A 26,500-nucleotide genomic window follows, 5' to 3' on the forward strand; every position below is an offset into this window, starting at 1 on the left:
GGGGTACGCGGAGGCTGCCGGGTCGGTGCCCGGCCCCCCTCGGGCGGAATTCGGTCGGGCGACGCCCAGCCAATCCACAGGAGTCGTTGTTACGGTGCTGGGTATGAAGCCAAGGCTGCTACGGAGCCGTGCGGCGACGGCCGGGGTGTGTCTCGTCGCGCTCGCCGCCGCGGCCTCGTGCGGGCCCGCCGACGCGGGGGCCAAGGGCGCGGGAGGCTCGGTGCGGGACACCGGAGCCGCACCCGGGCCGAGCGCGAGCACCGAGGTGCGGGCGGCGCCCGGCGCCCTCAGCAGCGACCAGCTCGCCGCCGCCGCGCTCGTGACCGGGGACGTGAAGGACTACTCGGCCGAGCCCATGGAGGGCGGCACCCCCACCGGCAGCTCGCGGACCTCGAAGGACGCCTGCATGCCCTTCGTGTCCGTCATCAACGGCACACCCCAGCCCGCCCCCTCCGCGACGGTCTTCCGGCGGCTCACCAACACCACCGAGGACGGGCAGGCCGACCAGACCGTCGTCACCGAGGTGCTGGGCGCCCACCCGTCCGGCGCGACGGATGTGCTGCCCCGGCTGCGCAGCGCCATCGCGGCCTGCGCCGACGGGTTCACGACCAAGGGCGGCGATCTGGAGCCCTCCGCCTTCACCGAGGTCAAGGAGCTGCCCGCGCCGAAGGCCGGCGACGAGGCGCTCTCGTACGAGCTGATGGGCGAGGCGCAGGGCGATCCGGTGCCGATGGTCTTCCTGGTGGTGCGGAGCGGGACGACCGTGGTGACGTACTACGCGGTCGATGTGACCGGGGACGACACGCCCCAGATCCCCGTCGAGCTCGCCGTTGCGCAGGCGGCCAAGCTCAAGTCCTGAGATCCTGACCGGTCGCGACCGATACGAGGACGCCCGGCCGCAGCCCCCACCCCGCCATCGCGCCCGCCTCCGCCTCCAGGACGTGCCGTGCGCGCGGCCGGAGCGCGCCGAGCCGGCCCGGCACCATGGTGCGTACCGCGATCACCCTCAGCCGCCGGTCCAGATGGGCCACGTCGATCGCGAAACGCATGCGGAAGGTGTGCACACTGCTCGCCGGGGTGAGCAGGAGCGCGCCCTCGATGCCGTCCCGCCCGAGCAGGCCCCGGGTGCGGGACCGGTAGGACGCCGCGATCTCCAGCGGAACCTCCGTGCCGGCGCCGTCGAGCACGCTCAACACGCCCGTTCCGTCCCTCCATCGGCCCATGGATAAACGGTAGTGGCTCGCGGGGCCGCCGCGTAGGGTCCGCAACATGGGCCGAAACATCAGGAACCACAACAACCGCCCCTTCGAGGAACTGATCGACGAGGCCGCGTCCGTCTCCGTCGACGGCTGGGACTTCTCCTGGCTCGACGGCCGGGCCAGCGAAGAGCGGCCGTCCTGGGGGTACGCCCGTGCGATGGCCGGGCGGATGGCCAAGGCGACCGCCGCCCTCGACATCCAGACCGGCGGCGGCGAAGTCCTCGCCGCCGTGCCCCAGCTGCCGCCGCTCACCGTCGCCACCGAAGGCTGGCCGCCCAACGTCGCCCGCGCCACCGGCCTGCTCCACCCGCGCGGAGTGGCGGTCGTCGCCGACGAGGACAAGCCGCCGCTGCCGTTCGCCGACGGCGCGTTCGACCTGGTGGTCAGCCGGCACCCCGTCACCACCTGGTGGAGCGAGATCGCCCGCGTCCTCTCCCCGGGCGGCACGTACTTCTCCCAACAGGTGGGCCCGGCCAGCGTGTTCGAGCTCGTCGAGTACTTCCTGGGGCCGCAGCCGCCCGAGGTGCGCGGCGGCCGCGACCCCGGCAAGGCGCGCAAGGAGGCGGAGAGCGCGGGGCTCGAAGTGGCCGACCTGCGCCTGGAGAAGCTGCGGACCGAGTTCAACGACATCGGCGCCGTCGTCTACTTCCTGCGCAAGGTCATCTGGATGGTGCCGGGCTTCACCGTCGAGGAGTACCACGACCGGTTGAAGGCGCTGGACGAGCAGATCCGTACCGAAGGCCCCTTCGTCGCGCACACGACACGCTTCCTGATCGAAGCACGGAAGCCCCTGAGGCCCACCCGCACTGGCTAGGGCCTGTCCGGCGGATCTTGTCTGGGACGCCAAGGCCGGGCGGCCTTGACGGCGACCAGATCCGCCGGACAGGCCCTAGCATCGGGACACATGGGGACAATCGCTGACCAAAGGGTAGGGCGGCGTGCGCAGTCGTCGACCATGCCTCTGCCCGCCGCCTTCCGCATCCCGCGCGTACGCATCGGCAGGCCCGCCCTCCTGTGGTGGGGGTGGGCCGCCGCGCTCTTCCTCCTGTACGCGACCGTCTCCGCCCGCCGCCAGGCGCTGGTCCGCACCACCGGCTACGACCTCGGCATCTTCGAGCAGGCGGTCCGCGCCTACGCCCACCTCGACGCGCCCGTCGCCCCGCTGCGCGGCGACGGCTTCAACCTCCTCGGCGACCACTTCCACCCGGTGCTCGCCGTCCTCGCCCCGCTCTACCGCCTCGCCCCCTCGCCGTACACGCTGCTCCTCGCGCAGGCCGCGCTGCTCGCGCTCGCCGTGGTGCCGCTCGCCCGGCAGGCCGTGCGCGTCATGGGCCGCCGCGCCGCCCATGTCGTCGCCCTCGGATACGGGCTGAGCTGGGGCATCGCCTCGGCGGTCGGCTTCGACTTCCACGAGGTGTGCTTCGCGGTCCCGCTGGTCTCCTGGGCCCTCGAGGCGCTGGCCCGCCGCAACTGGCGGCGCGCGGTCGCCTGGGGTGTGCCGCTGCTGCTGGTCAAGGAGGACCTCGGTCTCACCCTGGCCGCGATCGGGGCGTACGTCGCCTGGCGCGGGCCGCGCCGGCTCGGGCTCGCCACCGCCGCGCTCGGACTCCTCGGCAGCGCCCTGGAGTTCAAGGTGGCGATGCCGTTCTTCAACCCGGCGGGCACCTACGCACACGCCGCCAACCTCGCCCCCGCCCACCACTCCCTGCTCACCACGCTCCTGCTGGCGCCGCTCGACGCGGTGCGCCCCGAGGTGAAGGCGACCACCCTCGTCCTGGTCTTCGCACCCGCCGCGCTGATCGCCCTGCGCTCGCCGCTCGCCCTGATCGCGGTGCCCACGCTCGGCTGGCGGATGCTGTCCACCAACGCCTTCCACTGGGGGACCGCCTTCCACTACACGGCCGTCCTGATGCCCGTCGTGTTCGCGGCGCTCATCGACGCGCTGCGGCCCTACGCCGCCGCCGGCGACCCGCTCGCCCGGCGCCATGTGCGGGCCTCGCTCGCGACGGTCCTGGCCGTCACCCTCGTCCTCGTGCCGTCCTTCCCCCTCGCCCAGCTCGCGCACCGCTCCACCTGGCGCACCGACCCGCACGTCCTCGCCGTACGCGGGCTGCTGCGCCACATCCCCGACGGCGCGACGGTCGCCGCCTCCAACCGCCTTGCGCCCCAGCTCACTTCACGCACCACGGTCGTCCTGTTCCCGACCTTCCCGGTGGAGGGCAGGCTGTACGAGAGGGACCCGGCCGTCCCGCGACCCACGGCGCAGTGGATCGCCTACGACCGCAGGCCCGCGCCGTCCTGGCCCTACCCGCCCGGCACCTGGCCCTACCCGGCCGACCGTCAGGAACGGGAGTACGCCCTCGCGCTCACCCGGTACGGATACGTACGGGTCGCCGAGGCGGACGGGGTCTCGCTGCTGCGGCGCGCGGCACGGGACTCCGCGCGGTAAGCGCTGTCGTGTACGGAGCGGCACCGGACCGTCACATGGCGCCGCGCTGCTTGCGCCGGAGGGGTGATGTGCGGCCGGAGCGATTTCTCGGCCCTCCAGGGCGGTGCTCCGCGCCGCTTCTCTCCGCCGTCACCCCCTCTGACCTGCACGGTCAAGGTGAGAGCTCAGGCCGGGGTCACCCCTGCGGGGGACCACGAAACCGTACTGGCCCGGTTTCGGAGCGTAGTTCTGGAGCGCCGTGGCACCCAGCAGCACTTACGAAGGGTTATGGTGGAAACCCCCCCTCGGGCCGGTCCGTATCCCCCCCACGGACCGGCCCGTTTTTTCTTCCGCTCCCTCTCCGGGACCGCCGGACCCGAGTGCCGTCAGCGGCGTCCGGCCCAGATGTTGGTGCCCTCGGTGTCCACGGCGAAGGTGTCGATCTCCTTCAACTCCCCGTCGCTGAGCGCCGGTCCGGCCAGCGCCGCCACGTTCTGCTCCAACTGCCGCACGCTGGACGCGCCGATCAGCGCCGACGTCATGCGCGGGTCGCGCAGCACCCAGGTCAGCGCCAGCTGCGCGAGCGACTGGCCGCGGCGGGCGGCGATGTCGTTCAGGCCGCGCAGTCGGCGTACGACGTCCTCGGAGAGCAGGTTCGGGTCGAGCGACTTGCCCTGCGACGCGCGGGAGCCCTCCGGGATGCCCGAGAGGTACTTGTCGGTGAGCAGCCCCTGGGCGAGCGGCGCGAACGAGATGCAGCCCATGCCGGCCGCCTCCAGCGTGTCGAGCAGCCCGTCCTGCTCCGTCCAGCGGTTGATCATCGAGTACGAGGGCTGGTGGATCAGGGCCGGCACCCCCATCTCGCGCAGCATCCGCGCCGCCTGCCCGGTCTGCTCGCTGTTGTACGAGGAGACGCCCACGTACAGCGCCTTGCCCTGCTGGACGGCGGAGGCGAGCGCGCCCATCGTCTCCTCCAGCGGGGTGTGGGGGTCGAAGCGGTGCGAGTAGAAGATGTCGACGTAGTCGAGGCCCATGCGCCGGAGCGAGGCGTCGAGCGAGGACATCAGGTACTTGCGCGAACCCCACTCGCCGTACGGCCCGGGGTGCATCAGATAGCCGGCCTTGGTGGAGATGACGAGCTCGTCCCGGTACGGGGAGAGGTCCTGGCCGAAAATCTTGCCGAAGTTCAGCTCGGCCGAGCCGGGCGGCGGGCCGTAGTTGTTGGCCAGGTCGAAGTGGGTGATGCCCAGGTCGAAGGCGCGGCGCAGGATCGCGCGCTGGGTGTTCAGGGCGCGGTCGTCACCGAAGTTGTGCCACAGGCCGAGCGAGACGGCGGGGAGCTTGAGGCCGCTGAGGCCGGTGCGGCGGTACTCCATCGAGTCGTAGCGGTCGGGGGCGGGGAGGAAGCGGAGCGATTCAGTCACGTTTCCCTGCTTATCACGGACTTGTGACAGACCGAGTTGGGCCGCCATGTCCCGTGCGCAGTACTGTGCTTTCCCTGGGGCGGCCGGTGTGCGGGGCGGCGGCGGGCCCCCGGAAGGCAACGAGAGGGTGGAATCGGTGAGTTTGCGCGACCTGGTCTACAGGCTCTATGCGCGCCGGGTGGAAGGCCGCCTCGACCACGACCAGGTGCCCAAGCACATCGGCGTCATCCTGGACGGCAACCGGCGCTGGGCCAAGGCATCGGCCCGCAGCCCCGAGCAGGGCCACCAGGCCGGCGCCAGCAAGATCCAGGAGCTGCTCGGCTGGTGTGCCGAGACGGACGTCGAGGTCGTCACCCTCTGGCTGCTCTCCACCGACAACCTGGACCGCCCCGAGGACCAGTTGATCCCGCTGCTCGGCATCATCGAGGACGCGGTGCGGGACTTGGCGGCGGACGGGCGCTGGCGCGTGCACCACGTGGGCAACGCGGACCTGCTCCCCGGCCACACCCAGGCCGTCCTCAAGGAGGCCGAGCAGGCCACGCACGACATCGACGGGATACTGGTCAATGTCGCCGTCGGCTACGGCGGGCGCCAGGAGATCGCGGACGCGGTCCGCTCGCTGCTCCTGGAGCACGCGGCGAAGGGGACGTCCTTCGAGGAGCTCGCGGAGATCGTCGATGTCGAGCACATCTCGGAGCACCTGTACACGCGGGGGCAGCCCGACCCCGACCTCGTGATCCGCACGAGCGGGGAGCAGCGCCTGTCGGGCTTCATGCTCTGGCAGTCCGCGCACTCCGAGTACTACTTCTGCGAAGTGTTCTGGCCGGCGTTCCGCAAGGTGGACTTTCTGCGGGCTCTGCGCGATTACGCTGCGCGGCATCGGAGGTACGGCACCTGACGGTGCGTTCCGGCACCCCGGCCGAGCCCGCCCCGCGCAGTTCCCCGCGCCCCCGGGCGGGCTGCCCTCTGCCAGGATGCCCAGCGCCGGCATCCTCGCACCTCCTGGCAGGGCGCCCGGCATCGGCATCCCTCTCCCTTGGCAGGGCGCTTGGTTTGGGCATCTTCAGCCTGTCCGGCGTTTGAGGACGAGCGCCCTTCAGGCGCGAACGGGGTCTGGGGCGGAGCCCCAGGGGTCTGTACCTCAGCCCATTTCATAACCCCCGGAGGGTTTCGGGAAGGGGCGGGGTGGGGCATCCCGGGGCCTGGGGCGGAGCCCCAGCAACCCCGGCCGGCTTTCGTCTGCGGACCGTGCTGGGGCACCCGCGCAGTTCCCCGCGCCCCTAGTAGGGCACCCGGAGTCGCCACCCGCACCCACCGCGGCGGAGCCGGTAGGGCATCCGGCACCGAGCCGCGCGGCCGCGCCCACCGCGGCGGAGCCGGTAGGGCACCCGGCGTGGGCTTCTCGGGCCGGCCGGGGGCTGGGGTCCGGCGGCCTCAAGGGGGCTTCCGGGGGTCGGGGCGGAGCCCCAGGGGGAACTCTGGGCATATGACGGGGCATGGCTTCGCGTGTTCGAGGGCATAACCCCACCAGGTCGACGCCCGGACCACGGGCGTCGGATCTCAGTGGGTGGCCGCAACGCCACCCGCCCGGGAGGCCCTTTGCACCAGGACGACCGCGCACCGCGCGCGGGCGACGTGGAGGGCCGGAGCTCGGCCCGCGCAGCGCGGTCGAAGCCCGGTCCCCGTATCCGCGACGCCGTCGCACCCCGACCTCATGCGCCTCTTACGAGGGGGTACGTCCTTCCGTGGTGACCAGCACAAAGCGCCGCATGCCCGACCGGCGCACCTACGTCCTCGACACCAGCGTCCTGCTGGCCGACCCCAACGCGATGACCCGGTTCGAGGAGCACGAAGTGGTGCTCCCCATCGTCGTGGTCACGGAGCTGGAGGCAAAGAGGCACCATCCCGAGCTCGGCTACTTCGCCCGGCAGGCGCTGCGCCTGCTCGACGACTTCCGGGTCCGGTACGGACGTCTCGACGCCCCCATCCCGATGGGCGAGCTAGGCGGCACCCTCCGTGTCGAGCTGAACCATTCCGATCCCGGCGTACTGCCCGCCGGCTACAGGTTGGGGGACAACGACTCCCGGATCCTCGCCGTCGCCCGGAACCTCCAGGCGGAGGGGTACGACGTCACCGTCGTATCGAAGGACCTGCCGCTCAGGATCAAGGCGTCGTCGGTGGGGCTGCTCGCGGAGGAGTACCGCGCGGAGCTGGCCATCACCGACTCCGGCTGGAACGGCATGGCCGAACTGCCGCTCAGCGGCGAGCAGGTCGATCTGCTCTTCGAGGAGGAGACGCTCTACGTCCCCGAGGCGGCGGGGCTCCCCGTCCACACCGGCCTCGTGCTGCTCTCCGAGCGCGGCAAGGCGCTCGGAAGGGTCGCGCCGGACGGCAACGTCAAGCTGGTGCGGGGCGACCGCGAGGCGTTCGGCATCCACGGCCGCAGCGCCGAACAGCGGATCGCGCTCGATCTGCTGCTCGACCCCGAGATCGGCATCATCTCGATGGGCGGCCGGGCCGGCACGGGCAAGTCGGCGCTCGCGCTCTGCGCGGGCCTCGAAGCGGTCCTGGAGCGCAGGCAGCACAAGAAGGTGATGGTCTTCCGGCCGCTGTACGCGGTGGGCGGTCAGGAACTCGGCTACCTTCCGGGCTCCGAGGCCGAGAAGATGGGCCCCTGGGCCCAGGCCGTCTTCGACACGCTGTCCGCGGTGACGAGCCGTGAGGTCATCGAGGAGATCACCTCGCGCGGCATGCTCGAAGTGCTGCCCCTCACCCACATCCGGGGGCGCTCGCTGCACGACGCCTTCGTGATCGTGGACGAGGCGCAGTCCCTGGAACGGAACGTCCTGCTGACCGTTCTGTCCAGGATCGGGGCCAATTCGCGCGTGGTGCTCACCCACGACGTGGCCCAGCGCGACAACTTGAGGGTCGGCCGGTACGACGGTGTCGTGGCGGTCGTCGAAAAGCTCAAGGGGCACCCGCTGTTCGCGCATGTCACCCTCACCCGGTCCGAGCGTTCACAGATCGCCGCACTGGTGACCGAAATGCTGGAGGACGTCTCGATCTGAGGCAGTAAGCACCAGTTGGCGCCGCCGGGCAAGCGCAGCAGCTTAGCCGGGCGGCGCCTTCCTGTGCGGGTGGACGGGGGAAAATTCTGAGGCGGACGAGGTGTGAGGTTTCACACGCGGCCGGGAATTGCTTAGCGGCGCCGGCTTCCGGCAGAGTCTTGCATCCGTCAGGCCCCGCATACGGCACCCCTGTATCCCGGGTACCCCGGTACCCACGCAACTCAATAGCTGAGCCGTATGCCGCCCGCGCATCACGCGGCACTTCCCGCAGGGGAGTTGCCCACCGGGTCAGTTCCTCCCGTGACCCAGCAGTTGGGAGGAGAGAGCCAGGGGCACGATTGCGTCCGCGAGGTCACCCGTGCGGATGCTGCTGGAAGGAAACCGTGTGAGCCGGATCTCGGTCCGGGGGTTCGCGGTGGCATCTGCCACTGCGGTCACCACCGTTGGCGCCGTCGTCGGCGTTGCCGCAGGCAGCCCCGCCGCCGCCTCGAACGACAACTTCGAGGCCACCGCCGCCGATTCGACGCTCCTGGCGGACATCCCCGCAGGACAGCAGGCCCAGGTCCAGACCGCGTCCCTGACGCAGCAGGCGGACGCGCAGTCCGCCCAGGCCAGTGCCGCGGCGAAGAAGTCCGCCGAGGAGGCCGCGCGCGTCCAGGCCGCGCAGGACGCCAAGTCCAAGAAGGACGCGGCGGACAAGGACAAGGCCGACAAGGCCGCAGCGGACGCCAAGGCCCGCGATCTGGAGACCCAGGCCGCCAGCCGTTCGGCCAGCCGCACCGACTTCGCGGTCAAGAGCTCCTACTCGATCTCCGAGATCCAGTCGATCGCCCGTCAGATAGTGCCGTCGGACCAGTTCCAGTGCTTCAGCCACATCGTGAACAACGAGTCGAGCTGGAACTACACGGCGACCAACTCGGGTTCCGGCGCCTACGGCCTCGTCCAGGCGCTGCCGGGCTCCAAGATGAGCTCGGTCGGCTCCGACTGGCGGACCAACCCGGCCACGCAGATCAAGTGGGGCCTCAACTACATGAACGACCGCTACGGCAGCCCCTGCGGCGCCTGGTCGTACTGGCAGTCCCACAGCTGGTACTAGAACCACTCGGTGGGCCGGCCCGGCGCAGAAACACTCCGGGGCCGCTCAACCTTCCGGAGCCCCGCACCGTCCTTCGGTGCGGGGCTCCGCCCGTGTACGGTCATCTGCACGGTTCGGGGGTAGGCGGTGGGGAGACTCAACTGCGGGGACAAGGGAAACGGCGGGAACATGTCGAGAGTGCCCAGTTTGCTCGGACGGCTCGGCGCCGGGCTGACGCGGATGGGGGAGCGCCTTGAGGAGCGCCGGGCCGAGGCGGACGCCGACGCCGGGCCCGACCCGGCGATCGCCGATCCCGCGCCGCCCGCTCCCACGCCTTCCGGTTCCGTGACGGCCCCCGCGCACACCGGCCCGGTAAAGGGCGCTGCCGCGCACACCGGGCCGGGCCCGTCCGGCCTCGCCGAGAGCGGCCCCGCGTCCGGCCCGGCGCCCGGCGCCGAGGACGCGCCGTCGGCCGAGCCCGGCTCCCCGGACGAGCAGGCCCCCGAACACGTACCGCCGCCGCCCTCGTACGCGCCCGCGGTCGCCGCGCGTCCCGATCCGGTCGACGCCGTGCCGTGGAGCATGCGGGTCGCGGCCGCCGTCGGCTGGCGGCTGCTCGTGCTGGCCGGCTCCCTCTACGTACTGACGCAGATCATCAGCGCGGTCAGCCTGGTGGTCCTCGCGTTCGTCGCGGCGCTCCTGATCACCGCGCTGCTCCAGCCGACCGTCGCCCGGCTCAAGCGGATGGGGCTGCCGCGCGGCCTCGCCACCGCCGTCACCGCGATCTCCGGGTTCGTCATCATGGGCCTCGTCGGCTGGTTCGTGGTGTGGCAGGTGATGGACAACCTCGACGACCTGTCCAGCAAGGTGCGGGCCGGTATCGAGGAGCTCAAGCGCTGGGCGCTGAACAGCCCGTTCCACGTCACCGAGGACCAGATCAACCAGATCGCCAAGAACCTCAGCGACACCATCGGGGCCAACACCAACGAGATCACCTCGGCCGGCCTCCAGGGCGTGACCGTCCTCGTCGAGGTGCTCACCGGCATCCTGCTCGCGATGTTCTCGACGCTGTTCCTGCTGTACGACGGCCCGAAGATCTGGCAGTGGGTCCTCAACCTGGTGCCCGCCGCCGCCCGTCCGGGCGTCGCGGGCGCGGGGCCCAAGGCCTGGCGCACGCTCACCGCCTATGTGCGCGGCACGGTGATAGTGGCCCTGATCGACGCGATCTGCATCGGCATCGGCATCTACTTCCTGGGCGTGCCCATGGCGGTGCCGCTGGCCGTGTTCATCTTCCTGTTCGCGTTCATCCCGCTGGTCGGCGCGGTCGTCTCGGGCGCCCTCGCCGTGGTGGTCGCGCTGGTCACCGACGGGGTGTTCAACGCCCTGATGGTGCTGCTCGTGGTCCTGGCCGTGCAGCAGATCGAGGGGCACGTCCTGCAGCCGTTCATCCTGGGCCGAGCGGTGCGGGTGCATCCGCTCGCCGTGGTCCTCTCGGTGGCAGCGGGCGGCCTGGTGGGCGGCATCGGCGGAGCCGTCGTCGCGGTCCCGCTGGTCGCGGTCACCAACACGGTCGTCGGCTACCTGCGCAAGTACGCCCGTGACAACGCCCTGCGCAGCGCCCAGGCGGTCGAGGCGGGCCCGCCGCCCGCCGTCCCGCTGCCCGCCGCGTCCGGGGGCGAGCGGGAGTAGCCGAGCCCCGGGCGCCGGGGCCGTCCGTCCCGCAAGGACATGCGCAAGGGCCCCGCCGGGATCGACCGGCGGGGCCCTTGTGGTGGTGCGGTACGCGGCCTACTGGGCCAGCGCGGCCTCGGAGTCGAGGGTGACGCCCACGGCCTGGACCACCGCGGCGATCTTGAAGGCTTCCTGGATCGTCTCGCGGTCGACACCGGCCTTGCGCAGGACCTGCTCGTGCGAGTCGAGGCACTGGCCGCAGCCGTTCACCGCGGAGACGGCGAGCGACCACAGCTCGAAGTCGACCTTCTCCACGCCCGGGTTGCCGATGACGTTCATCCGCAGACCGGCCCGCAGCGTGCCGTACTCCGGGTCGGAGAGCAGGTGGCGGGTGCGGTAGAAGACGTTGTTCATCGCCATGACGGCGGCGGCGGCCTTCGCGGCCGTGTACGCCTCGGGCGACAGGTTGGCCTTGGCCTCCGGCTCCAGCTCACGCAGCACGATCGGGCTGCGCGAGGCGATGGCGGTGGCGAGCACCGTGCCCCACAGCTGCTGGGCCGGGAGCTCGGAGTTGCCGATGACCGAGCCGAGGTTCAGCTTGAGGTCCTTGGCGTAGTCCGGGACCGCGGACTTCAGCGCGTCGAGGGACATGGGTCACTCACCGGCCAGGAGGGCGACCGGGTCGAGGGTGGTCTCGCCCTTGGTCCAGTTGCACGGGCACAGCTCGTCGGTCTGCAGGGCGTCGAGGACCCGCAGGACCTCCTTGGGGTTACGGCCCACGGAACCGGCGGTCACCATCGTGAACTGGATCTCGTTGTTCGGGTCGACGATGAAGACGGCGCGCTGCGCGAAGCCGTCCTCGCCCTCGATGCCGAGGTCGCGCATGAGCTCGTGCTTCGAGTCGGCGAGCATCGGGAAGGGCAGGTCGGTCAGGTCCGGGTGGTCCTTGCGCCAGGCGTGGTGCACGAACTCGGAGTCACCGGAGAAGCCGAGGACCTGGGCGTCGCGGTCGGCGAACTCGTCGTTCAGCTTGCCGAACGCGGCGATCTCGGTCGGGCAGACGAAGGTGAAGTCCTTGGGCCACGCGAAGACCACACGCCACTTGCCCTCGTAGGTCTTGTGGTCGATCTGCTGGAACTCGTTGCCGCTCTCCAGCGACACGCAGGCAGTCAGGTCGTACGTGGGGAACTGGTCACCAACAGTGAGCACGCGCTCTCCTTGCAAAACGAGGAAGCCCGAATCGAGCGGATTCGGGAAGTTTCCTGTGGGGTTGGACGGATTACCGATCCTGGCACAGCCGCCATTGATCAGGGAAATAGCTAGACTGGGTCACCGTGATCGGAGGTGCCTATCAGTGGCCATGAGTAATAGGGGCAAGCAGCCCAGCCTGGCGCAGCTGCGCGCGTTCGCGGCCGTCGCGGAGCATCTGCACTTCCGCGATGCCGCCGCCGCGATCGGCATGAGCCAGCCCGCGCTGTCCGGCGCGGTCTCGGCCCTTGAGGAGGCGCTCGGGGTGCAGCTCCTGGAGCGTACGACCCGCAAGGTGCTGCTCTCGCCGGCGGGGGAGCGGCTCGCGGTGCGGGCCAAGGCGGTGCTCGACGCGGTCGGCGAGCTGATGGAGGAGGCCGAGGCGGTACGGGCGCCGTTCACCGGGGTGCTCAGGCTCGGCGTGATCCCCACCGTCGCGCCCTATCTGCTCCCCGCCGTGCTGCGGCTCGTCCACGAGCGCTACCCGGAGCTCGACCTCCAGGTCCATGAGGAGCAGACGTCGTCGCTGCTCGAAGGGCTCGCCGCGGGGCGGCTCGACCTGCTGCTGCTCGCCGTACCGCTCGGGGTGCCCGGGGTCACCGAACTCCCGCTGTTCGACGAGGACTTCGTGCTGGTCACGCCGCAGGACCACTGGCTCGGCGGGCGCAGCGGCATCCCCCGTGAGGCGCTGCGCGAGCTGCATCTGCTGCTGCTCGACGAGGGGCACTGCCTGCGCGACCAGGCGCTCGACATATGCCGGGAGGCCGGGCGGACCGAAGGGGCGCCGGTGACGACGACCGCGGCCGGCCTCTCCACGCTGGTGCAGCTCGTGGCCGGCGGGCTCGGGGTGACGCTGCTGCCCCGGACGGCGGTCGAGATCGAGACGGGCCGCAACGACCGTCTCGTCACCGGGTACTTCGCAGAACCGGCGCCCTCGCGCACGATCGCCCTGGCGATGCGGGCGGGTGCCGCGCGCCAGGGCGAGTTCGAGGAGTTCGCCGCCGCCCTGCGCGGGGCGCTGCGCGACCTTCCGGTACGGGTCTCCACGTAACGCGGTGCGCCCGAACTCCCCTGCGTCACAGGGGAGTTCGGGCGCGACCGGCTACTCCGTCCGCAGCCCCTCCGGGCGCATCAGGCGCCACAGCGGGGGCAGGGACAGAGCCGTCACGAGCAGGACCACGCCCGCGCCGATGCCCACCATCGACACCGCCGGGACCCAGTCGACGGCGACCGGGCGGCCCACCATCCGCAGCAGCACCGAGCCGAGCCCGAGGCCCACCGCCGCCGCGAGCGCCAGGCCGAGGGCCACCGGCACCGTGGTCTGCCACAGGACCGAGTAACTCAGCGTGGAGCGCCGTGTGCCGAAGGCGACCAGGGCGGAGAGCAGTTTCTTGCGTTCGCGCAGCTGCTCCAGCATCGACACCAGCAGGCTCGCCCCGATCAGCATCAGGACCGCCGCGGCCCCGATGTAGAGGCCCTGGCGCACGCCCGCGAACCGGGCGTTGGTCTGGGTGCCGGTCAGGGAGCGCGCCGGGCTGAGCGGGTCGGCCTTGGCGGCCAGGGTCAGTACCCGCTCCTTGGCGAGGGCGTCGCCGGGCGTGGTGGAGACGAACACCGTGGAGTGGACCGGGAGCTTCGCGCCGGGCGGCAGCGCACCCGGGGTGACCAGGATGCCGGGGCGGCGCTGGCCTGCCGGGTCGGGGCGGGCCACGGCCTTGCCGGTCGTCGCCGGAACGGTCCAGCGGACCTCCGCGCCCTTGGCGGCGGAGCCGCCGTTGGTCGGGTCGAGGTAGAGCGTGCCGCCCGGGGTGGGCAGCCCCTCGGGCTGCCAGTCGCCGCCGGTCACGATGAACGCGTCGCCGTCCTTGCACGAGGGCAGGGTGGCGGCCTGGCGGAGGTCCGCGCAGGTGCCGACCGTGACCGGGGTGTAGTGCTGGGGCTCCTTGGCCGTGTCGCCGCCGTCGAGCGAGCCGAGCACCACCGCGGCGCTCACGCCTTCGGTGCCCTTCAGCGCGGCGATCTCGCGGGCCTGCGCGTCGGGAGAGGCGCCACCGAGCGGAACCATCACCTGCGCCCGGCTGGTGTCCTCGCCGTTCGCCTTCACGTAGTCGCCCTCGACCGCGCCGAACAGCATCTGCAGGGCGATCGCTCCGGCCACCGCCACCGCGATGCCGTTCACCATGCGGGCGGCCGAGCCGGACGTCAACTGAAGCCTGCGCATGGCGAGTTGCCAGCCGACCGGGCCGCCGCCGAGCCTGCCCACGACCGCCTCCACCAGCCAGGGCAGCAGCGCGGTCACGCCGATGAGCAGCAGCACGGTGCCGCTGATCACCTGGGCCTGGTTGAACATGCCGTGGTCGCGGCCCCGGCCCATCATCGGCAGCAGCAGCCCCGCGCCGGCGAGCGGCGGCAGCACCCGCCACCACATGCGGCGCCTGCGCGGCGCCGAGGTGCGGACGACGCCGAGGGGCTCCACCACCACCGAGCGCATCGCGAACAGGGTCACCGCGACCGCCGACGCCGGCACCGCGAGCGCCACGACCACCGCGAGCAGCGGACTCGGGTCGATGTCGGAGGGGAAGACGTTGAGCCCCGCCACCGACACGTCGCCCACGTACTGGCGGCCGATCAGGAAGAACACGGCGCCGACGACGACGCCGACCGCGGCGCCGGCCAGTGCCTCGCCCGCCGCCATCCAGCGGGTCATGCGGCGGTCGGCGCCCGCCAGGCGCAGCGCCGCGAGCCGGCGGTCGCGCCGGTCGCCGCCGAAGCGCACGGCGGCCGCGATGAACACGCCGACGGGCATCAGCAGCACCACGAAGATGATGACGATGAGCAGCGCCAGGATCGGATCGAGCTTCTCCTGCACGGCGTGGACGAACGCCTTGACCCGCTGCACATCGCCGCCGCCGTCGTTCGCCGCGCTCTTGCGCTGCGCGAGGGTGTCGCTGCCCGCGTAGTAGGCGAGTTCGTGCGGGCCCATCAGGCCCTGGTCGGCGATGGTCGCGGTGATCCGGTACGGGATGCGCTCGCGCAGCAGCGCGCCGTCGGGGGAGGCGAGCAGGTCGCGCAGGGCGGGCGAGGCGACCATGGTGCCGGGGGCCGGAAGCTTCGCGACGCCGGGCGGCACCGGCGCCTGCGGGCCCTCCGCCTGGACCAGCCGGCCCCGTACGTCGGCGCCCTTGTACTGGGTGTCGGCGCGCCCGAGCAGGAGGGTGTCCTTGGCGGGTCCGCCGTCGATCGAGGCCCCGTAGTCGTTGCGGGCGTTGTCGCGGTTCTGCCGGGCGGTCAGCGCGCCGGGCAGCGCGGTGGTGCCGAGCAGCAGGGCGACGCCCAGGCCCACGCCGACCGCGGTGAGCAGGGTGCGCGTCCAGCCCTCGCGGCCGCCCGCCAGGGCGAACCGGGCGCCGAAGGCGAGATCGCGGAACAGGCTCATACCGCGTGCTCCAGCATCATGTCGCGGGACTTTCCGTCGCGTACGACGATCTCGCGGTCCGAGTAGGCCGCGACCCGCGCCTCGTGGGTGACCAGGACGACCGCCGCGTTGGTGGAGCGGGCCGCCTCGGTGAGCAACTGCATGACGCGCTCGCCGTTGAGGGAGTCGAGCGCGCCGGTCGGCTCGTCGGCGAAGACGACACGGGGCTGGGTGACGAGCGAGCGGGCCACGGCCACCCGCTGGCCCTGGCCGCCGGAGACCTCGCCGGGCCGCTTGTTCCCGAGGTCGGCGACCTCCAGGCGCTCCATCCACTCCAGGGACCTGCGCTCGGCCTCCCTGCGCTTGACGCCGGTCAGCCGCAGCGGCAGCGCCACGTTCTCCACGCACGTCAACTCGGGTACCAGCTGACCGAATTGGAAGACGAAGCCGAACTCGGTGCGGCGCAGGGCGCTGCGCTCGGCGTCCGGCATCGCGGACAGCTCGCGGCCGTCGTACGTGATGGTGCCCGAGTCCGGGGTGACGATCCCGGCGAGGCAGTGCAGCAGGGTCGACTTGCCGGAGCCGGAGGGGCCCATCACCGCGACGACCTCGCCGGGGTGGATGGAGAACCCGGCGCCGTCGAGGGCCGGGGTCGGGCCGTAGGCCTTGTGCAGGTCCTTGGCGACGAGCAGGGAGCCGGCGGGCGTCATGTGCGTACCTCCGTGGCGAGCTGGACGAGGCGCGCGGCGGTCAGTTCGAGCCACCGCAGATCGGCCTCCAGGTGGAACAGGGCGTGATCGCAGATCAGTTGGTCGGTGAGGTCGCCGTGGCGCTTGCGGTCGGTGAGGACGCGCATCAGGCGCAGGTGTTCGGCGCGCTGGGTGTCCAGGACGTCGCCCGCGTCGCGGCCGGTCAGCAGGGCGAGGACGACCTTGGTGTAGAGGGTCGACTGGAGGTAGGGCTCGGGCTTCTCGGGCTGCCTGATCCACGTCTCGACGTCGGTGACGCCGGCCTCGGTGATGGCGTACCGCTTGCGCTCGGGGCCGCCGCCGGCCTCCACGCCGTCGACCTCGACGAGGCCGTTCTTCAGGAGCCGGGACATCGTCGAGTAGACCTGCCCGTAGTGCAGCGGGCGGTCGTGCCCGAACTTCTCGTCGAAGGCGCGCTTCAGGTCGTACCCGTGGCGCGGGCCCGACTCAAGGAGCCCGAGGAGGGTGTGGCCGATGGACATGGGGCGTTCCTTCCTTCTCAACTACCGCGATGCGTAAGGGGAATGGGACTGTCGGACGGGAGTGCCGGTGGTCATTCGGTGCGCAGCCCCTCGGGGCGCATCTGGCGCCACAGGACCGGCAGGCTCAGCAGGGTGACCGCGAGGATCACCGCGGCGCCGGCCCCGGCCAGCGGCAGGAAGAGCCACCAGCCGGTGACGCTCTTGTCGATGATCCGCAGCATGAGGGCGCCGAGCGCGGTACCGCCCGCCACGGCGAGCGCGATCCCGAGGGCCACCGGCACCGCGGTCTGCCACAGGACGGATCCGGCGAGGGTGGAGCGCCGGGTGCCGAAGGCGACCAGCGCCGCCAGCAGGCGCCTGCGCTCGCGCAATTGCTCCACCTGCGAGACGAGCATGCCGGCCGCGATCAGGCCGAGCGTGGCGAGCGAGGCGGCCTGCAGCCCGGTCTGGATCCCGGCGTACTGGCGGTCGCGCTCGATGGTGCGCACGGTGGCGACGCGCAGCTGCGGCGAGAGCCGGGCCGCGGTGTTGCGGATGTGCTCGGCGGCGTCCGGCACCCGCTGGTCGACGGTGAGCATGGCGGAGGTGCGGGCCCCCGAGGTGAGCAGCGAGGTGTCCATCGCACCGGGGGTGGCGAAGATGCCGTCCTGTACCTCGCCCGTGGGGTCCGGGCGCCCCGCGACGGTACGGGCGGCGGCGGGCAGCGTCCACAGCTTCGGCGGTACGCCGCTCTCGTCCGGAGCGGTGTTGACCGGCTCGCCCGGCCGGGCCGTGCGGTCGACCCAGGCCGCCTGCTCGGCGTCCGCAGGGTGCACCACGAAGGTGTCGCCGTCCGTGCACGTGTCGATGCGGGCCAGCTCGCGCAGGGTCGCGCAGTCGCCGAGGGTCAGCTGGGTGATGGGCCTGATGTCGCCGGCGGGGACCGGCCCCGGGCGGGTCACATAGCTGCTGACGGAGCCGATCACCTTGCTCACGCCGGGCGTTCCGCGGAACGCGCCGATCATGCGCTCGGCGAGCGCGGCGTCGGGGTAGTCGGTGAGCACGGTGTACTGGGCGCGGCTCGCGTCCGCGCCCGTCACCTTGGTGAAGTCGTCGTGGATGCCGACGAAGAACATCTGGAGCGCCACCGACCCGGCGACCGCCACCGTGATGCCGCTGACGGCCCGCGAGGCGGCGCCGCTGCTCAACTGGAGCCTGCGGACGGCCAGTTGCCAGGAGGGAGAGCCGCCGTGCAGTCGGCCCACCACCGCCTCGACCAGCCAGGGCAGCAGGGTGATGAGGCCGGCCAGGACCAGGGTGGCGCCCGCGGCGATGGCGACCGGCGCCATGGCGTCCATCAGCTGGGCCCCGATGCCGGACGGCGCCACCGACAGCGACACGGTGCGGGCGTCCGGGCTCTGGGAGACGAAGAGCAGCACCACGCCGAGGCCCGGCATCGCGACCCGCCACCACACCCTGCGGCGCCGGGTGCGTCCGCCCCGTACGACACCGAGGGGCTCGACGCTCACCGAGCGCATCGCGGCCAGGGTGACGCCCACCGCGAGGGCGGGCACCGCGACGGCGACCAGCAGCGCCAGCCAGGGCAGCGGCCTGAGGTCGCCGGGGAAGAAGCCGAAGCTCCACAGGCCGAGCGGGCCGATGAGCTCGGCGAGGCCGAGGAAGAGCAGGGTGCCGACGGCGAGGCCGAGCACGGCGCCGGCCAGGGCCTCGCCGCCCGCGACCCAGCGGGTGGTCCGGGTATCGGCGCCGACCAGGCGCAGGGCCGCGAGCCGGCGGTCGCGCCGCTCGCCGCCGAACCGTACGGCGGTCGCGATGAAGATGGCGACGGGCATCAGGAGCACGACGCAGCTCAGGATGACGAGCACCACCAGCATCGGATCGAGCGGCTGCGTCTCGTCGACGGCGCCGAAGCCGGCCGCGGACGAGGCGCCGGCATCGGTGGCAAGGGTCGCGTCGCCCGCGTAGTAGTAGAGCTCCGACGGTTCGACCAGGCCCGCGTCCGCGATCGTCGCGGTGATCTCGTAGGGGAGCCGCGGGCGCAGCAGTTCGCCCTCGGGAGAGGCGAGCAGGTCGCGCAGGGCGGGGGAGACGGCCATGGTGCCGGGGGCGGGTATCGAGGTGAGGCCGGGCGGCAGCACCGGGTCCGCGTTGGCCGGGCGTAGCACCTTCCCGCCGATGGTGTCGTCGCGGTACTCGGTGTCGGCGACGGCGTAGAGGAGCGAGACCTTGCGGTGCGCGACGTTCCGGTCGGAGCCGGCCGCGAACGGCTGCCGGTCATGAATGCGGTCGGCCCGCGCGTCGTTGAGGTGCGGCACGGAGGCGGCGCCGAGGAGCAGGGCGACCCCGAGGCCGACACCGACCGCGGTGAGCAGGGTGCGGACCCAGCCCTCGCGGCCGCCGCTGACGGCGAACCGGATGCCGAGGCCCAGATCGTGGAGGCGTCGCTTCATGGGAGAGCACTATACGCACGAGGTATACCCCCTGTGTATACCCGGGGTGCATAGCGCCGTAGAGCTGTGTCATTGCGGGACAAAAAGGGGCGGTGTCAGGAACTCTCGCAACCCTTGGGACGATTCGATCGTCGGTTCCCATGGGGCAGGTGCTGATTCTCACGTACGGAAAAGGCGTGATCGAATCCGCTTTGTCCATACGTGCGGTGTTAGTTTTCTGAGCTGATCTGGCGAGTCTGGTGAGTCATATGAAGGCGAGCGACTGAGGTTATGGGCCGAGCGGAAGAGCGGCGCGCCCGCCAGGGCGGGGCGCGCCGAGGCAAAAAGCAGAAGGTGAAGAAGAAGGGCATACGCCGGTTCTTCACCTGGAAGAAGATGCTCGGCACCTTCTTCGGGCTCTGCCTCCTCGCGATGGGCGCGTTCTACGTCATCTACCTGATGGTGCCGATCCCGTCGGGCAACGCGGACGCCCAGCTGGAGAGCAACGTCTACAAGCTCCCCAACGGCCAGATCCTCGCTCGCTCCGGCAAGGTGAACCGCGAGGCCGTCAAGCTGGAGCAGGTGCCCGTGCCGATCCAGCACAGCTTCGTCGCGCTGGAGAACAAGACGTTCTACGAGGACAAGGGCGTCGACTTCAAGGGCACCTCCCGCGGCATCCTCAAGACCCTGATGGGCAAGGGCGCGCAGGGCGGCTCGACCATCACCCAGCAGTACGTGAAGAACAACTACCTGACGCAGGAGCAGACGGTCACCCGCAAGCTGAAGGAGATCGTGATCTCCCTCAAGGTGGACCAGCGCTACAGCAAGGAAGAGATCCTCGTCGGGTACATGAACACCAGCTTCTACGGCCGGAACGCCTATGGCATCCAGGCCGCGGCGCAGGCGTACTACGGCAAGGACGTCAACAAGCTCACGCTGTCGGAGGGCACGTACCTCGCCGCGCTGCTCCAGGCGCCCAGCCAGTACGACTGGCAGACGGCCAGCGACAATGGCAAGCGACTGGTGCAGGGCCGCTGGAACAAGGCCCTCGACAACATGGTCGAGAAGAAGTGGCTGACCCCGGAAGAGCGCAAGGCGACGAAGTTCGAGCCGCCGATGAAGCCGAAGGTCGCGCCGGGCATGGAGGGCCAGACCGGCTACCTGATCGACGCCGCCAACGACGAGCTGAGCGCCAACGGGGTCAGCGACGCCCTGCGGGCGCGCGGCGGCTGGACGATCACGCTGAACATCGACCCCGCCAAGCAGAAGCTCCTGGAGAGCGCGGTCAAGGAGAAGCTGACCGGCAAGCTCGACCCGAATAAGCGCAAGGTCGACGCCGACCTCCAGGCCGGCGCCGCCTCGGTCGATCCGAAGACCGGTGCCGTGGTCGCGCTCTACGGCGGCCAGGACTACGTGAAGCACCAGATCAGCAACGCGACCAACGAGACCTACCAGCCCGCCTCGACGTTCAAGCCGGTGATCCTCGCCGCGGCGCTCAACGAGGGCGCCGAGACGCAGGACGGCAAGCCGATCAAGGCCAACACGGTCTACGACGGTGACAACAGGCGCCCGGTCAAGGGCAGCAAGATCGCCTTCGCCCCGCCGAACGAGGACGAGGCCAGCTACGGCCCCGTCAGCGTCCAGGTCGCGATGAACAAGTCGATCAACTCCGTCTTCGCGCAGATGGGTGTCGACGCGGACCTCTCCAAGGTCCGTGACATCGGTGTGTCGATGGGCATGCAATCCATCGAGGGCAAGGCTCCGGTGCCCTCCATGACGCTGGGCTCCCTGGGCGCGAGCCCGCTCCAGATGGCCGCGGTCTACGCCACGCTCGACAACCACGGCAAGAAGGTCACGCCGTCGATCGTGAAGTCGGCCGTGCACAAGGACCACAAGTACAACAAGCCCGACCCCATCGGCAGCCAGGTCATCAGCCGGGACGCGGCCGACGCCGTGACCTCGGTGCTGACCGGCGTGGTCGACGACGGTACGGCCCAGAAGTCGGTGGCCGAGGCCGACGGCCGCGACGGCCGCCAGGTCGCGGGCAAGACCGGTACCTCCGACGACAACAAGTCGGCCTGGTTCACCGGCTATACGCCGGAGCTCGTCACCTCGGTCGGGATGTGGGGCGAGGCCGCCGATCCGCGCGTCGTGAAGGTCGACGGCAAGGACGTCCACATCCCCACGGGCGGCCAGGTCACGATGGTCAACGGCGCCGGCGAGCCGGGCCGTGTCAACGGTGGCTCCATCCCGGCCCGCATCTGGGCCGCGTACACCTTCGGCGCCGTCAAGGACGGTGCCAACAAGTTCGACCTGGAGACCGACCAGGGCGCGGCCGTCGAGCCCGCCTACACGCCGTCGAAGTCGCCGAGCGCCACCGTGTCGAAGTCGCCCAGCGCCACCACGTCGAAGTCGCCGAGCATGACGCCGTCGAAGTCGCCCAGCGGTACGCCGTCGAAGTCGCCGAGCATGACGCCGAGCGGGACGGCTTCGCACCGTCCGCCGAAGTCGCCGCCGGCCACGCCGACCAACTCGGGCGGACCGAGCCTGCCGGGCGATCCGTTCGACCCCAGCGGCTGACCCACCTCACGGCGACGGCCCCCGCCCCGGGAAACCGGGGACGGGGGCCGTCGTGTGCCGTGGGTGGGCGCCCTGGAGCCTCAGGGGCGGGTGGGCAGCTCGAACCAGACCACCTTGCCGCCGGAGAGCCGGGTCGCGCCCCAGCGCCGCGCCAGGCGGTTGACGAGGAACAGGCCGCGCCCGCCCTCGTCGGTCTCGCGGGCCCGCCGCTGGCGCGGCAGTTGGGGCGAATCGTCACCGACCTCGCAGCGCAACACGTCCGTCTTGAGCAGCCGCAGCGTGACCGGCCGCTCGGCATAGCGCACGGCGTTGGTGACGACCTCGCTCACCAGGAGCTCCACCGAGTCGGTCAACTCCTCAAGACCCCACCGCTCCAGGGCCCTGCGGGCCAGGCGCCGGGCGCGGCCGGGCGCCGTCTCCTCCGGGTCGAGGAACCAGTACGCCACATCGCTCGGCGCGATCCCGTCGAAGCGGGCGGCGAGCAGCGCGATGTCGTCGTCCCGGTCGCCGGGGCCGAGCATGTCCAGCACGTCGTCGCAGAGCGCTTCGAGCGGCGGCGAGTGGTCGGGGCCGGTCAACTGGGCGGTGGCGGCGAGCCGTTCGCGCAGCTGCTCGATGCCGGTCCACACATCGCGCAGCCGCGACTCGACCAGGCCGTCGGTGTACAGGAGCAGCGTGGCGCCCGCCGGGGCGTCCAGCTCGACCGCCTCGAAGTCGACGCCGCCCACCCCGATGGGGGCGCCCGGCGGCACCCGCAGGACCTCGGCGCGGCCCCCGAGGTGGAGCAGCACCGGTGGCGGATGGCCGGCGTTGGCGATGGTGATGCGGTGCGCGACCGGGTCGTACACCGCGTACAGGCAGGTCGCCATGCGGTCGGTGCCGAGCCGCTGGGCCTGCTCGTCGAGGTGGTGGAGGACCTCGGCGGGCGGCAGATCGAGGCCGGCCAGGGTCTGCGCGGTGGTGCGGAGCTGACCCATGATCGCGGCGGACGTCATGGAGTGGCCCATGACGTCGCCGACCACGAGCGCGACCCGGCTGCCGGGCAGCGGGATCGCGTCGTACCAGTCGCCGCCGACCCGGGCCGTCTCGGCCGCCGGAAGGTAGCGCGAGGCGAGCCGCACGCCGGTGGGCTGGGGGAGGCTGTCGGGCAGCATGGTGCGCTGGAGTTCGTCGGCGATGTACGCCTCACGGCCGTAGAGCACCGCCTTGTCGATGCCGAGCGCGGTGTGGGTGGCCAACTGGGCCGCCACGAGCAGGTCGTTGGCCTCGAAGGCGGGTCGTTCGGGGCCGCGGACGAAGACGGCGGCGCCGATCACCCGGCGCCGGCCGCGCAGCGGCGCCAGGATCGCCCGCCGGCCGCCGGGCACCGTACGGTCGGGTCCGAGCAGCTCGGCCAGGGCGGCGCGGGCGGCGGGAGACTCCGCGAAGACCGGACGCACCCCGCGCAGCACCTCGTTCAGCTCGCCGCCCGTGCGCACCTCGCACAGCTCGGACGCCGGGGTGAGGTCGGGGCCGGAGCCGCCGAGCACGGTCAGGCCCTCGGCCTCCGCGCTCTCGCTCAGCGCCTCGTCGACTAAACGCAGCCGGTCGGTACGGCGAAGGCGCAGCACGAACGGGGTCGCCGGGCGCTCGTCGCCGACCGGCAGCGGGTCGCGCAGATGGACCAGGATCGCGTCGGAGAACGTCGGCACGGTGGCCCGGCACAGGCCGAGCACGATCTCGTCGAGGTCTATGCCGCGGGCGATCCGGCGGGTCGCGGCGCCCACGAAGCGCAGCCGGTCGCCCTCGCGCCGTGCCACGTCGACGCCGTCACCGGATGCCGGGACGCCTGATCCGCCGCCCGGGGTGCCTTCGCCGGGTCCGCCGCTGCCGGGCGCTCCGGCTCCGGGTCCGCCGCTGCCGGTGCCGCCGACGCCGGGCACGGCCGCCGCGGCCGCCGCGTCCCGGCCGGCGCGTTCGGGCTGGCCCGGCACGGAGGCCGTCACGCCGCCGCTCCGGTCGGCCGGACGGGCGCCCGTCCGGCCGCGCCGGCCGGGGCCGCGCGCGGCGTCCTGGCCGGCGGGCGCGGCGGCGTGATCGCCTCCGTGCCCGCCGCGCGGGTCCGCGCCCGCCTCCGCGGCGGGCGGTGTGTCTGCATGAGGCCTCCCCTGCTCCTCAAGAGCGTGAGGAAGGGTCTGCTCGGAGGGCCGGGCGCGTTCCTTGTGCCGGCTCTCGTGCGAGGTGGGCTGGGGCTCCGTCACGCGTCGGGTTCCGTCCGTCCGGGATGAGACATCCGCCCTGCCGCGAGCGGCGGCAGTGGCAGCGGCAGGGCAAGGATGCGCGAAGCGGTCGCTTCACGCGCAGTACCCTCCCCCAGGTCCTTGGGGTGCGGGGGAGGTCCCGTCCGGGCGGCGGCGACACCGGGCATGCTCCACCCCCCTGTGGTGACATACGGTCAATTCTTGCACCGGGACTGCCGATTGGCGCGGGTGGCTCCTGCGCGGCCCCGCGGAGGACGATCCTACGTTTGAACCCCGGGGGCGCATCAAGGGTCTCACGACGTCATGTGCGCCGGAGTGCGATCCCAGTCCACCGGGAGCGCGGGAACGGGCCAGCGCGGATCGGGCCGCCAGGCCTCCCAGCCGTCCGAGAACGGGCGGCCCCACGCGGCGATCACCTCGACCGCGGCGCGCCCGGCCGCCCGGACCCGCCCCGCCTGCCCGTCGTCGATCAGGCCCACCCGCTGGGCCTGCGCGAACTCGTCCTCGTCGAGCCAGCTCCAACTGCGGTCCGGCTCGACCGAGATGTCGAGGAAGTGGTCCGTGGAGTCGATGCCGCCCGACCACCGCGCGCGCGGCTCCTCCAGGTTCACGTACCAGTTCTTGAAACGCCAGCCCCGCTCCCAGAACAGCCACACCGACCAGGGTTCCCCGGGGCGGGCCAGTTTGAGCACGCCGGTGCCGAACCACTGGGAGCGCTGCGTGGTGCGCGGCGCGGTGTATCGGGTGGCCAGCGGCTCCTGGTAGAGCGGGCGGCCGTCCGCGAGCACCGGCCGTACGCACTGGGTGCCGGGCGCCATCCACACCGCGAGCACGTCGTCGGTGTCCTCGACGACGGTGACCGGGCGGCAGATGTGCACACGCCCCTTCCCGCCCGGGGCATGGTCGCGATAGCGCCAGAGGATCTGGTCCCCCGGCGCCCAGTGTGGGGTGCCGCCTCCTGTGCCTGCCATGTGCAGATATTACGGAGTGCGGTCAAGACCCCGCTGCGACGTGGATCACGAGGGGGTCAGGGCCGGGTCATCCGCAGGACGTCCAACGCCTCGTCGAGCTGGTCGACCGTCAGGTCGCCGCGCTCCACGTACCCCGATTCCAGGACGACTTCACGGATCGTCTTCCGCTCGGCCAGGGACTTCTTGGCCACCTTGGCCGCCTCCTCGTACCCGATGTACTTGTTGAGCGGGGTGACCACCGACGGCGAGGACTCGGCGTACTCGCGGGCCCGCTCCACGTGTGCGGTGACGCCGTCGACGGTGCGGTCGGCGAGCAGCCGCGACACATGGGCGAGGAGCCGCACCGACTCCAGGAGGTTCTTGGCGATCACCGGCAGCATGACGTTGAGCTCGAAGTTGCCGGCCGCGCCCGCGGTCGCCACCGTCGCGTCGTTGCCGATCACCTGGGCCGCGACCATCAGGACGGCCTCCGGAATGACCGGATTGACCTTTCCCGGCATGATCGACGAGCCCGGCTGGAGGTCGGGAAGGCTGATCTCGGCCAATCCTGTGCGCGGGCCCGACGCCATCCAGCGCAGGTCGTTGGAGATCTTCGTGAGCGAGACCGCGATGGTGCGCAGCTGACCGCTGGTCTCCACCAGGCCGTCGCGCGCGCCCTGCGCCTCGAAGTGGTTCCTCGCCTCGGTCAGCGGAAGCCCGGTGGTGCGCGCGACCTCGGCGATGACGGCCGCCGAGAAGCCGTGCGGGGTGTTGATGCCGGTGCCGACCGCGGTGCCGCCCAGCGGGAGTTCGGCCAGGCGGGGCAGGGCGGAGCGCAGCCGCTCGACGCCGTAGCGCACCTGCGCCGCGTAGCCGCCGAACTCCTGGCCGAGGGTGACCGGGGTGGCGTCCATCAGATGGGTGCGCCCCGACTTGACCACGTCCGCGAACTCGTCCGACTTGCGCTCCAGGGCGGCCGCCAGGTGGTCGAGGGCCGGGATCAGATCGGCGGTGACGGCGGCGGTCGCCGCGATGTGGATGGACGACGGGAAGACGTCGTTGGAGGACTGCGAGGCGTTCACGTGGTCGTTGGGGTGGACGTCGCGGCCCAGCTTCTCGGTGGCCAGCGTCGCCACGACCTCGTTCATGTTCATGTTCGACGAGGTGCCGGAGCCGGTCTGGAAGACGTCGACCGGGAAGTGCTCGTCCCAGCGGCCGTCGGCGACCTCGCCGGCCGCCGCCTCGATGGCGCCCGCGATGTCCTTGTCGACCACTCCGAGCTCGGCGTTGACCTTGGCGGCGGCTGCCTTGATGCGGGCCAGCGCCTCGATGTGGGCACGTTCGAGGCGCTGCCCCGAGACGGGGAAGTTCTCCACCGCCCGCTGGGTCTGGGCCCGCCACTTGGCGTGCGCGGGGACCCGCACCTCGCCCATCGAGTCGTGCTCGGTCCGGTACTCGCTGTCGTTCATGGGATGGAACCTC

The 26,500-nt window shown here is 71.8% G+C and carries 20 protein-coding genes; 9 read left to right on the top strand and 11 right to left on the bottom strand.

Translation table 11 applies throughout. From position 1 onward, the window contains the following. Positions 1 to 103: 103 nt before the first annotated feature. A complete protein-coding gene (locus OOJ98_RS18795; RefSeq protein WP_267056053.1) occupies positions 104 to 859 on the top strand; it encodes a hypothetical protein in 756 nt (251 codons plus the stop codon). Here OOJ98_RS18795 and OOJ98_RS18800 read toward each other — a convergent pair. Then, positions 849 to 1,223 carry a DUF192 domain-containing protein gene (locus OOJ98_RS18800; RefSeq protein WP_267056054.1) on the bottom strand — a complete coding sequence of 125 codons (375 nt, stop codon included), beginning with the start codon at positions 1,221 to 1,223 and terminating at the stop codon, positions 849 to 851. The genes OOJ98_RS18795 and OOJ98_RS18800 overlap by 11 nt on opposite strands. A 46-nt stretch (positions 1,224 to 1,269) precedes the next feature. Between OOJ98_RS18800 and OOJ98_RS18805 the strand changes: the two genes are divergently transcribed. Both OOJ98_RS18805 and OOJ98_RS18810 read left to right on the top strand, forming a co-directional pair. Next, on the top strand, positions 1,270 to 2,073 hold the full coding sequence (locus OOJ98_RS18805; protein ID WP_267056055.1) for a class I SAM-dependent methyltransferase: 804 nt from the start codon (positions 1,270 to 1,272) through the stop codon (positions 2,071 to 2,073). A 141-nt stretch (positions 2,074 to 2,214) separates the two neighbouring features. Beyond that, positions 2,215 to 3,708 (top strand): DUF2079 domain-containing protein, encoded by a 1,494-nt coding sequence (locus OOJ98_RS18810; protein ID WP_267056056.1) that lies wholly within the window; start codon positions 2,215 to 2,217, stop codon positions 3,706 to 3,708. A 365-nt stretch (positions 3,709 to 4,073) separates the two neighbouring features. On the opposite strand, the gene mgrA is transcribed toward OOJ98_RS18810, so the two are convergent. Beyond that, positions 4,074 to 5,111 (bottom strand): L-glyceraldehyde 3-phosphate reductase, encoded by a 1,038-nt coding sequence (gene mgrA / locus OOJ98_RS18815; protein ID WP_267056057.1) that lies wholly within the window; start codon positions 5,109 to 5,111, stop codon positions 4,074 to 4,076. A gap of 136 nt (positions 5,112 to 5,247) precedes the next feature. Here mgrA and OOJ98_RS18820 point away from each other — a divergent pair, with 136 nt between their 5' ends. The 4 genes from OOJ98_RS18820 to OOJ98_RS18835 all read left to right on the top strand — a co-directional run bounded on the left by OOJ98_RS18820 (position 5,248) and on the right by OOJ98_RS18835 (position 10,943). Further along, a complete protein-coding gene (locus tag OOJ98_RS18820) occupies positions 5,248 to 6,009 on the top strand; it encodes an isoprenyl transferase (protein ID WP_114037243.1) in 762 nt (253 codons plus the stop codon). Between the two features lie 847 nt (positions 6,010 to 6,856). Then, entirely contained in the window at positions 6,857 to 8,179 is a 1,323-nt protein-coding gene (locus tag OOJ98_RS18825; protein WP_267056058.1) for a PhoH family protein, read from the top strand. A gap of 385 nt (positions 8,180 to 8,564) precedes the next feature. Then, positions 8,565 to 9,275: a transglycosylase SLT domain-containing protein gene (locus OOJ98_RS18830; RefSeq protein WP_267056059.1), complete on the top strand. Its 711-nt coding sequence runs from the start codon at positions 8,565 to 8,567 to the stop codon at positions 9,273 to 9,275. Positions 9,276 to 9,443: 168 nt separating this feature from the next. Further along, the gene (locus tag OOJ98_RS18835) at positions 9,444 to 10,943 is read left to right on the top strand and encodes an AI-2E family transporter (protein WP_267056060.1); all 1,500 of its coding nucleotides are present in this window, start codon (positions 9,444 to 9,446) and stop codon (positions 10,941 to 10,943) included. A 99-nt stretch (positions 10,944 to 11,042) separates the two neighbouring features. Here the strand turns inward: OOJ98_RS18835 and OOJ98_RS18840 are convergent, their stop codons facing one another. Beyond that, entirely contained in the window at positions 11,043 to 11,576 is a 534-nt protein-coding gene (locus OOJ98_RS18840; RefSeq protein WP_161251190.1) for an alkyl hydroperoxide reductase, read from the bottom strand. 3 nt (positions 11,577 to 11,579) lie between these two features. Further along, positions 11,580 to 12,134, bottom strand: coding sequence for a peroxiredoxin (locus OOJ98_RS18845; RefSeq protein WP_267056061.1), 555 nt, complete (start codon positions 12,132 to 12,134; stop codon positions 11,580 to 11,582). A gap of 151 nt (positions 12,135 to 12,285) precedes the next feature. Here OOJ98_RS18845 and OOJ98_RS18850 point away from each other — a divergent pair, with 151 nt between their 5' ends. After that, positions 12,286 to 13,224, top strand: coding sequence for a hydrogen peroxide-inducible genes activator (locus OOJ98_RS18850; RefSeq protein ID WP_267056062.1), 939 nt, complete (start codon positions 12,286 to 12,288; stop codon positions 13,222 to 13,224). Between the two features lie 51 nt (positions 13,225 to 13,275). Here OOJ98_RS18850 and OOJ98_RS18855 read toward each other — a convergent pair whose 3' ends face one another. The 4 genes from OOJ98_RS18855 to OOJ98_RS18870 form a co-directional block, all read right to left on the bottom strand. Further along, positions 13,276 to 15,609 (bottom strand): FtsX-like permease family protein, encoded by a 2,334-nt coding sequence (locus tag OOJ98_RS18855; RefSeq protein WP_267056063.1) that lies wholly within the window; start codon positions 15,607 to 15,609, stop codon positions 13,276 to 13,278. Next, the gene (locus tag OOJ98_RS18860) at positions 15,606 to 16,298 is read right to left on the bottom strand and encodes an ABC transporter ATP-binding protein (protein ID WP_267056064.1); all 693 of its coding nucleotides are present in this window, start codon (positions 16,296 to 16,298) and stop codon (positions 15,606 to 15,608) included. Before OOJ98_RS18860 ends, OOJ98_RS18855 begins: the two co-directional genes overlap by 4 nt. Continuing rightward, on the bottom strand, positions 16,295 to 16,819 hold the full coding sequence (locus OOJ98_RS18865) for a PadR family transcriptional regulator (RefSeq protein WP_267056065.1): 525 nt from the start codon (positions 16,817 to 16,819) through the stop codon (positions 16,295 to 16,297). Before OOJ98_RS18865 ends, OOJ98_RS18860 begins: the two co-directional genes overlap by 4 nt. 71 nt (positions 16,820 to 16,890) lie before the next feature. Beyond that, entirely contained in the window at positions 16,891 to 19,269 is a 2,379-nt protein-coding gene (locus OOJ98_RS18870) for an ABC transporter permease (protein ID WP_267056066.1), read from the bottom strand. 270 nt (positions 19,270 to 19,539) lie between these two features. Between OOJ98_RS18870 and OOJ98_RS18875 the strand changes: the two genes are divergently transcribed. Then, positions 19,540 to 21,828, top strand: a complete 2,289-nt coding sequence (locus tag OOJ98_RS18875; RefSeq protein WP_267056067.1) for a transglycosylase domain-containing protein — start codon at positions 19,540 to 19,542, stop codon at positions 21,826 to 21,828. Between the two features lie 80 nt (positions 21,829 to 21,908). Here OOJ98_RS18875 and OOJ98_RS18880 read toward each other — a convergent pair whose 3' ends face one another. The 3 genes from OOJ98_RS18880 to OOJ98_RS18890 form a co-directional block, all read right to left on the bottom strand. Continuing rightward, a complete protein-coding gene (locus tag OOJ98_RS18880) occupies positions 21,909 to 24,068 on the bottom strand; it encodes an ATP-binding SpoIIE family protein phosphatase (protein WP_267056068.1) in 2,160 nt (719 codons plus the stop codon). 293 nt (positions 24,069 to 24,361) lie between these two features. After that, complete coding sequence (locus OOJ98_RS18885; protein ID WP_267056069.1) at positions 24,362 to 25,039, bottom strand: DUF402 domain-containing protein; 678 nt, start codon at positions 25,037 to 25,039, stop codon at positions 24,362 to 24,364. A 56-nt stretch (positions 25,040 to 25,095) separates the two neighbouring features. Further along, a complete protein-coding gene (locus tag OOJ98_RS18890) occupies positions 25,096 to 26,487 on the bottom strand; it encodes an aspartate ammonia-lyase (RefSeq protein ID WP_267056070.1) in 1,392 nt (463 codons plus the stop codon). Positions 26,488 to 26,500 lie beyond the last annotated feature (13 nt).

This window comes from Streptomyces sp. NBC_00083 (assembly GCF_026343295.1).
Taxonomy (GTDB): Bacteria; Actinomycetota; Actinomycetes; order Streptomycetales; family Streptomycetaceae; genus Streptomyces.

Bases quoted from the DNA above. Each gene is read 5' to 3' on its own strand.
- OOJ98_RS18835 (WP_267056060.1), top strand. From the start codon at position 9,444: ATGTCGAGAGTGCCCAGTTTGCTCGGACGGCTCGGCGCCGGGCTGACG.
- OOJ98_RS18870 (WP_267056066.1), bottom strand. From the start codon at position 19,269: ATGAAGCGACGCCTCCACGATCTGGGCCTCGGCATCCGGTTCGCCGTC.
- OOJ98_RS18860 (WP_267056064.1), bottom strand. From the start codon at position 16,298: ATGACGCCCGCCGGCTCCCTGCTCGTCGCCAAGGACCTGCACAAGGCC.
- OOJ98_RS18850 (WP_267056062.1), top strand. From the start codon at position 12,286: ATGAGTAATAGGGGCAAGCAGCCCAGCCTGGCGCAGCTGCGCGCGTTC.
- OOJ98_RS18875 (WP_267056067.1), top strand. From the start codon at position 19,540: ATGGGCCGAGCGGAAGAGCGGCGCGCCCGCCAGGGCGGGGCGCGCCGA.
- OOJ98_RS18800 (WP_267056054.1), bottom strand. From the start codon at position 1,223: ATGGGCCGATGGAGGGACGGAACGGGCGTGTTGAGCGTGCTCGACGGC.
- OOJ98_RS18865 (WP_267056065.1), bottom strand. From the start codon at position 16,819: ATGTCCATCGGCCACACCCTCCTCGGGCTCCTTGAGTCGGGCCCGCGC.
- OOJ98_RS18810 (WP_267056056.1), top strand. From the start codon at position 2,215: ATGCCTCTGCCCGCCGCCTTCCGCATCCCGCGCGTACGCATCGGCAGG.
- OOJ98_RS18795 (WP_267056053.1), top strand. From the start codon at position 104: ATGAAGCCAAGGCTGCTACGGAGCCGTGCGGCGACGGCCGGGGTGTGT.
- OOJ98_RS18840 (WP_161251190.1), bottom strand. From the start codon at position 11,576: ATGTCCCTCGACGCGCTGAAGTCCGCGGTCCCGGACTACGCCAAGGAC.
- OOJ98_RS18805 (WP_267056055.1), top strand. From the start codon at position 1,270: ATGGGCCGAAACATCAGGAACCACAACAACCGCCCCTTCGAGGAACTG.
- OOJ98_RS18885 (WP_267056069.1), bottom strand. From the start codon at position 25,039: ATGGCAGGCACAGGAGGCGGCACCCCACACTGGGCGCCGGGGGACCAG.
- OOJ98_RS18890 (WP_267056070.1), bottom strand. From the start codon at position 26,487: ATGAACGACAGCGAGTACCGGACCGAGCACGACTCGATGGGCGAGGTG.
- OOJ98_RS18855 (WP_267056063.1), bottom strand. From the start codon at position 15,609: ATGAGCCTGTTCCGCGATCTCGCCTTCGGCGCCCGGTTCGCCCTGGCG.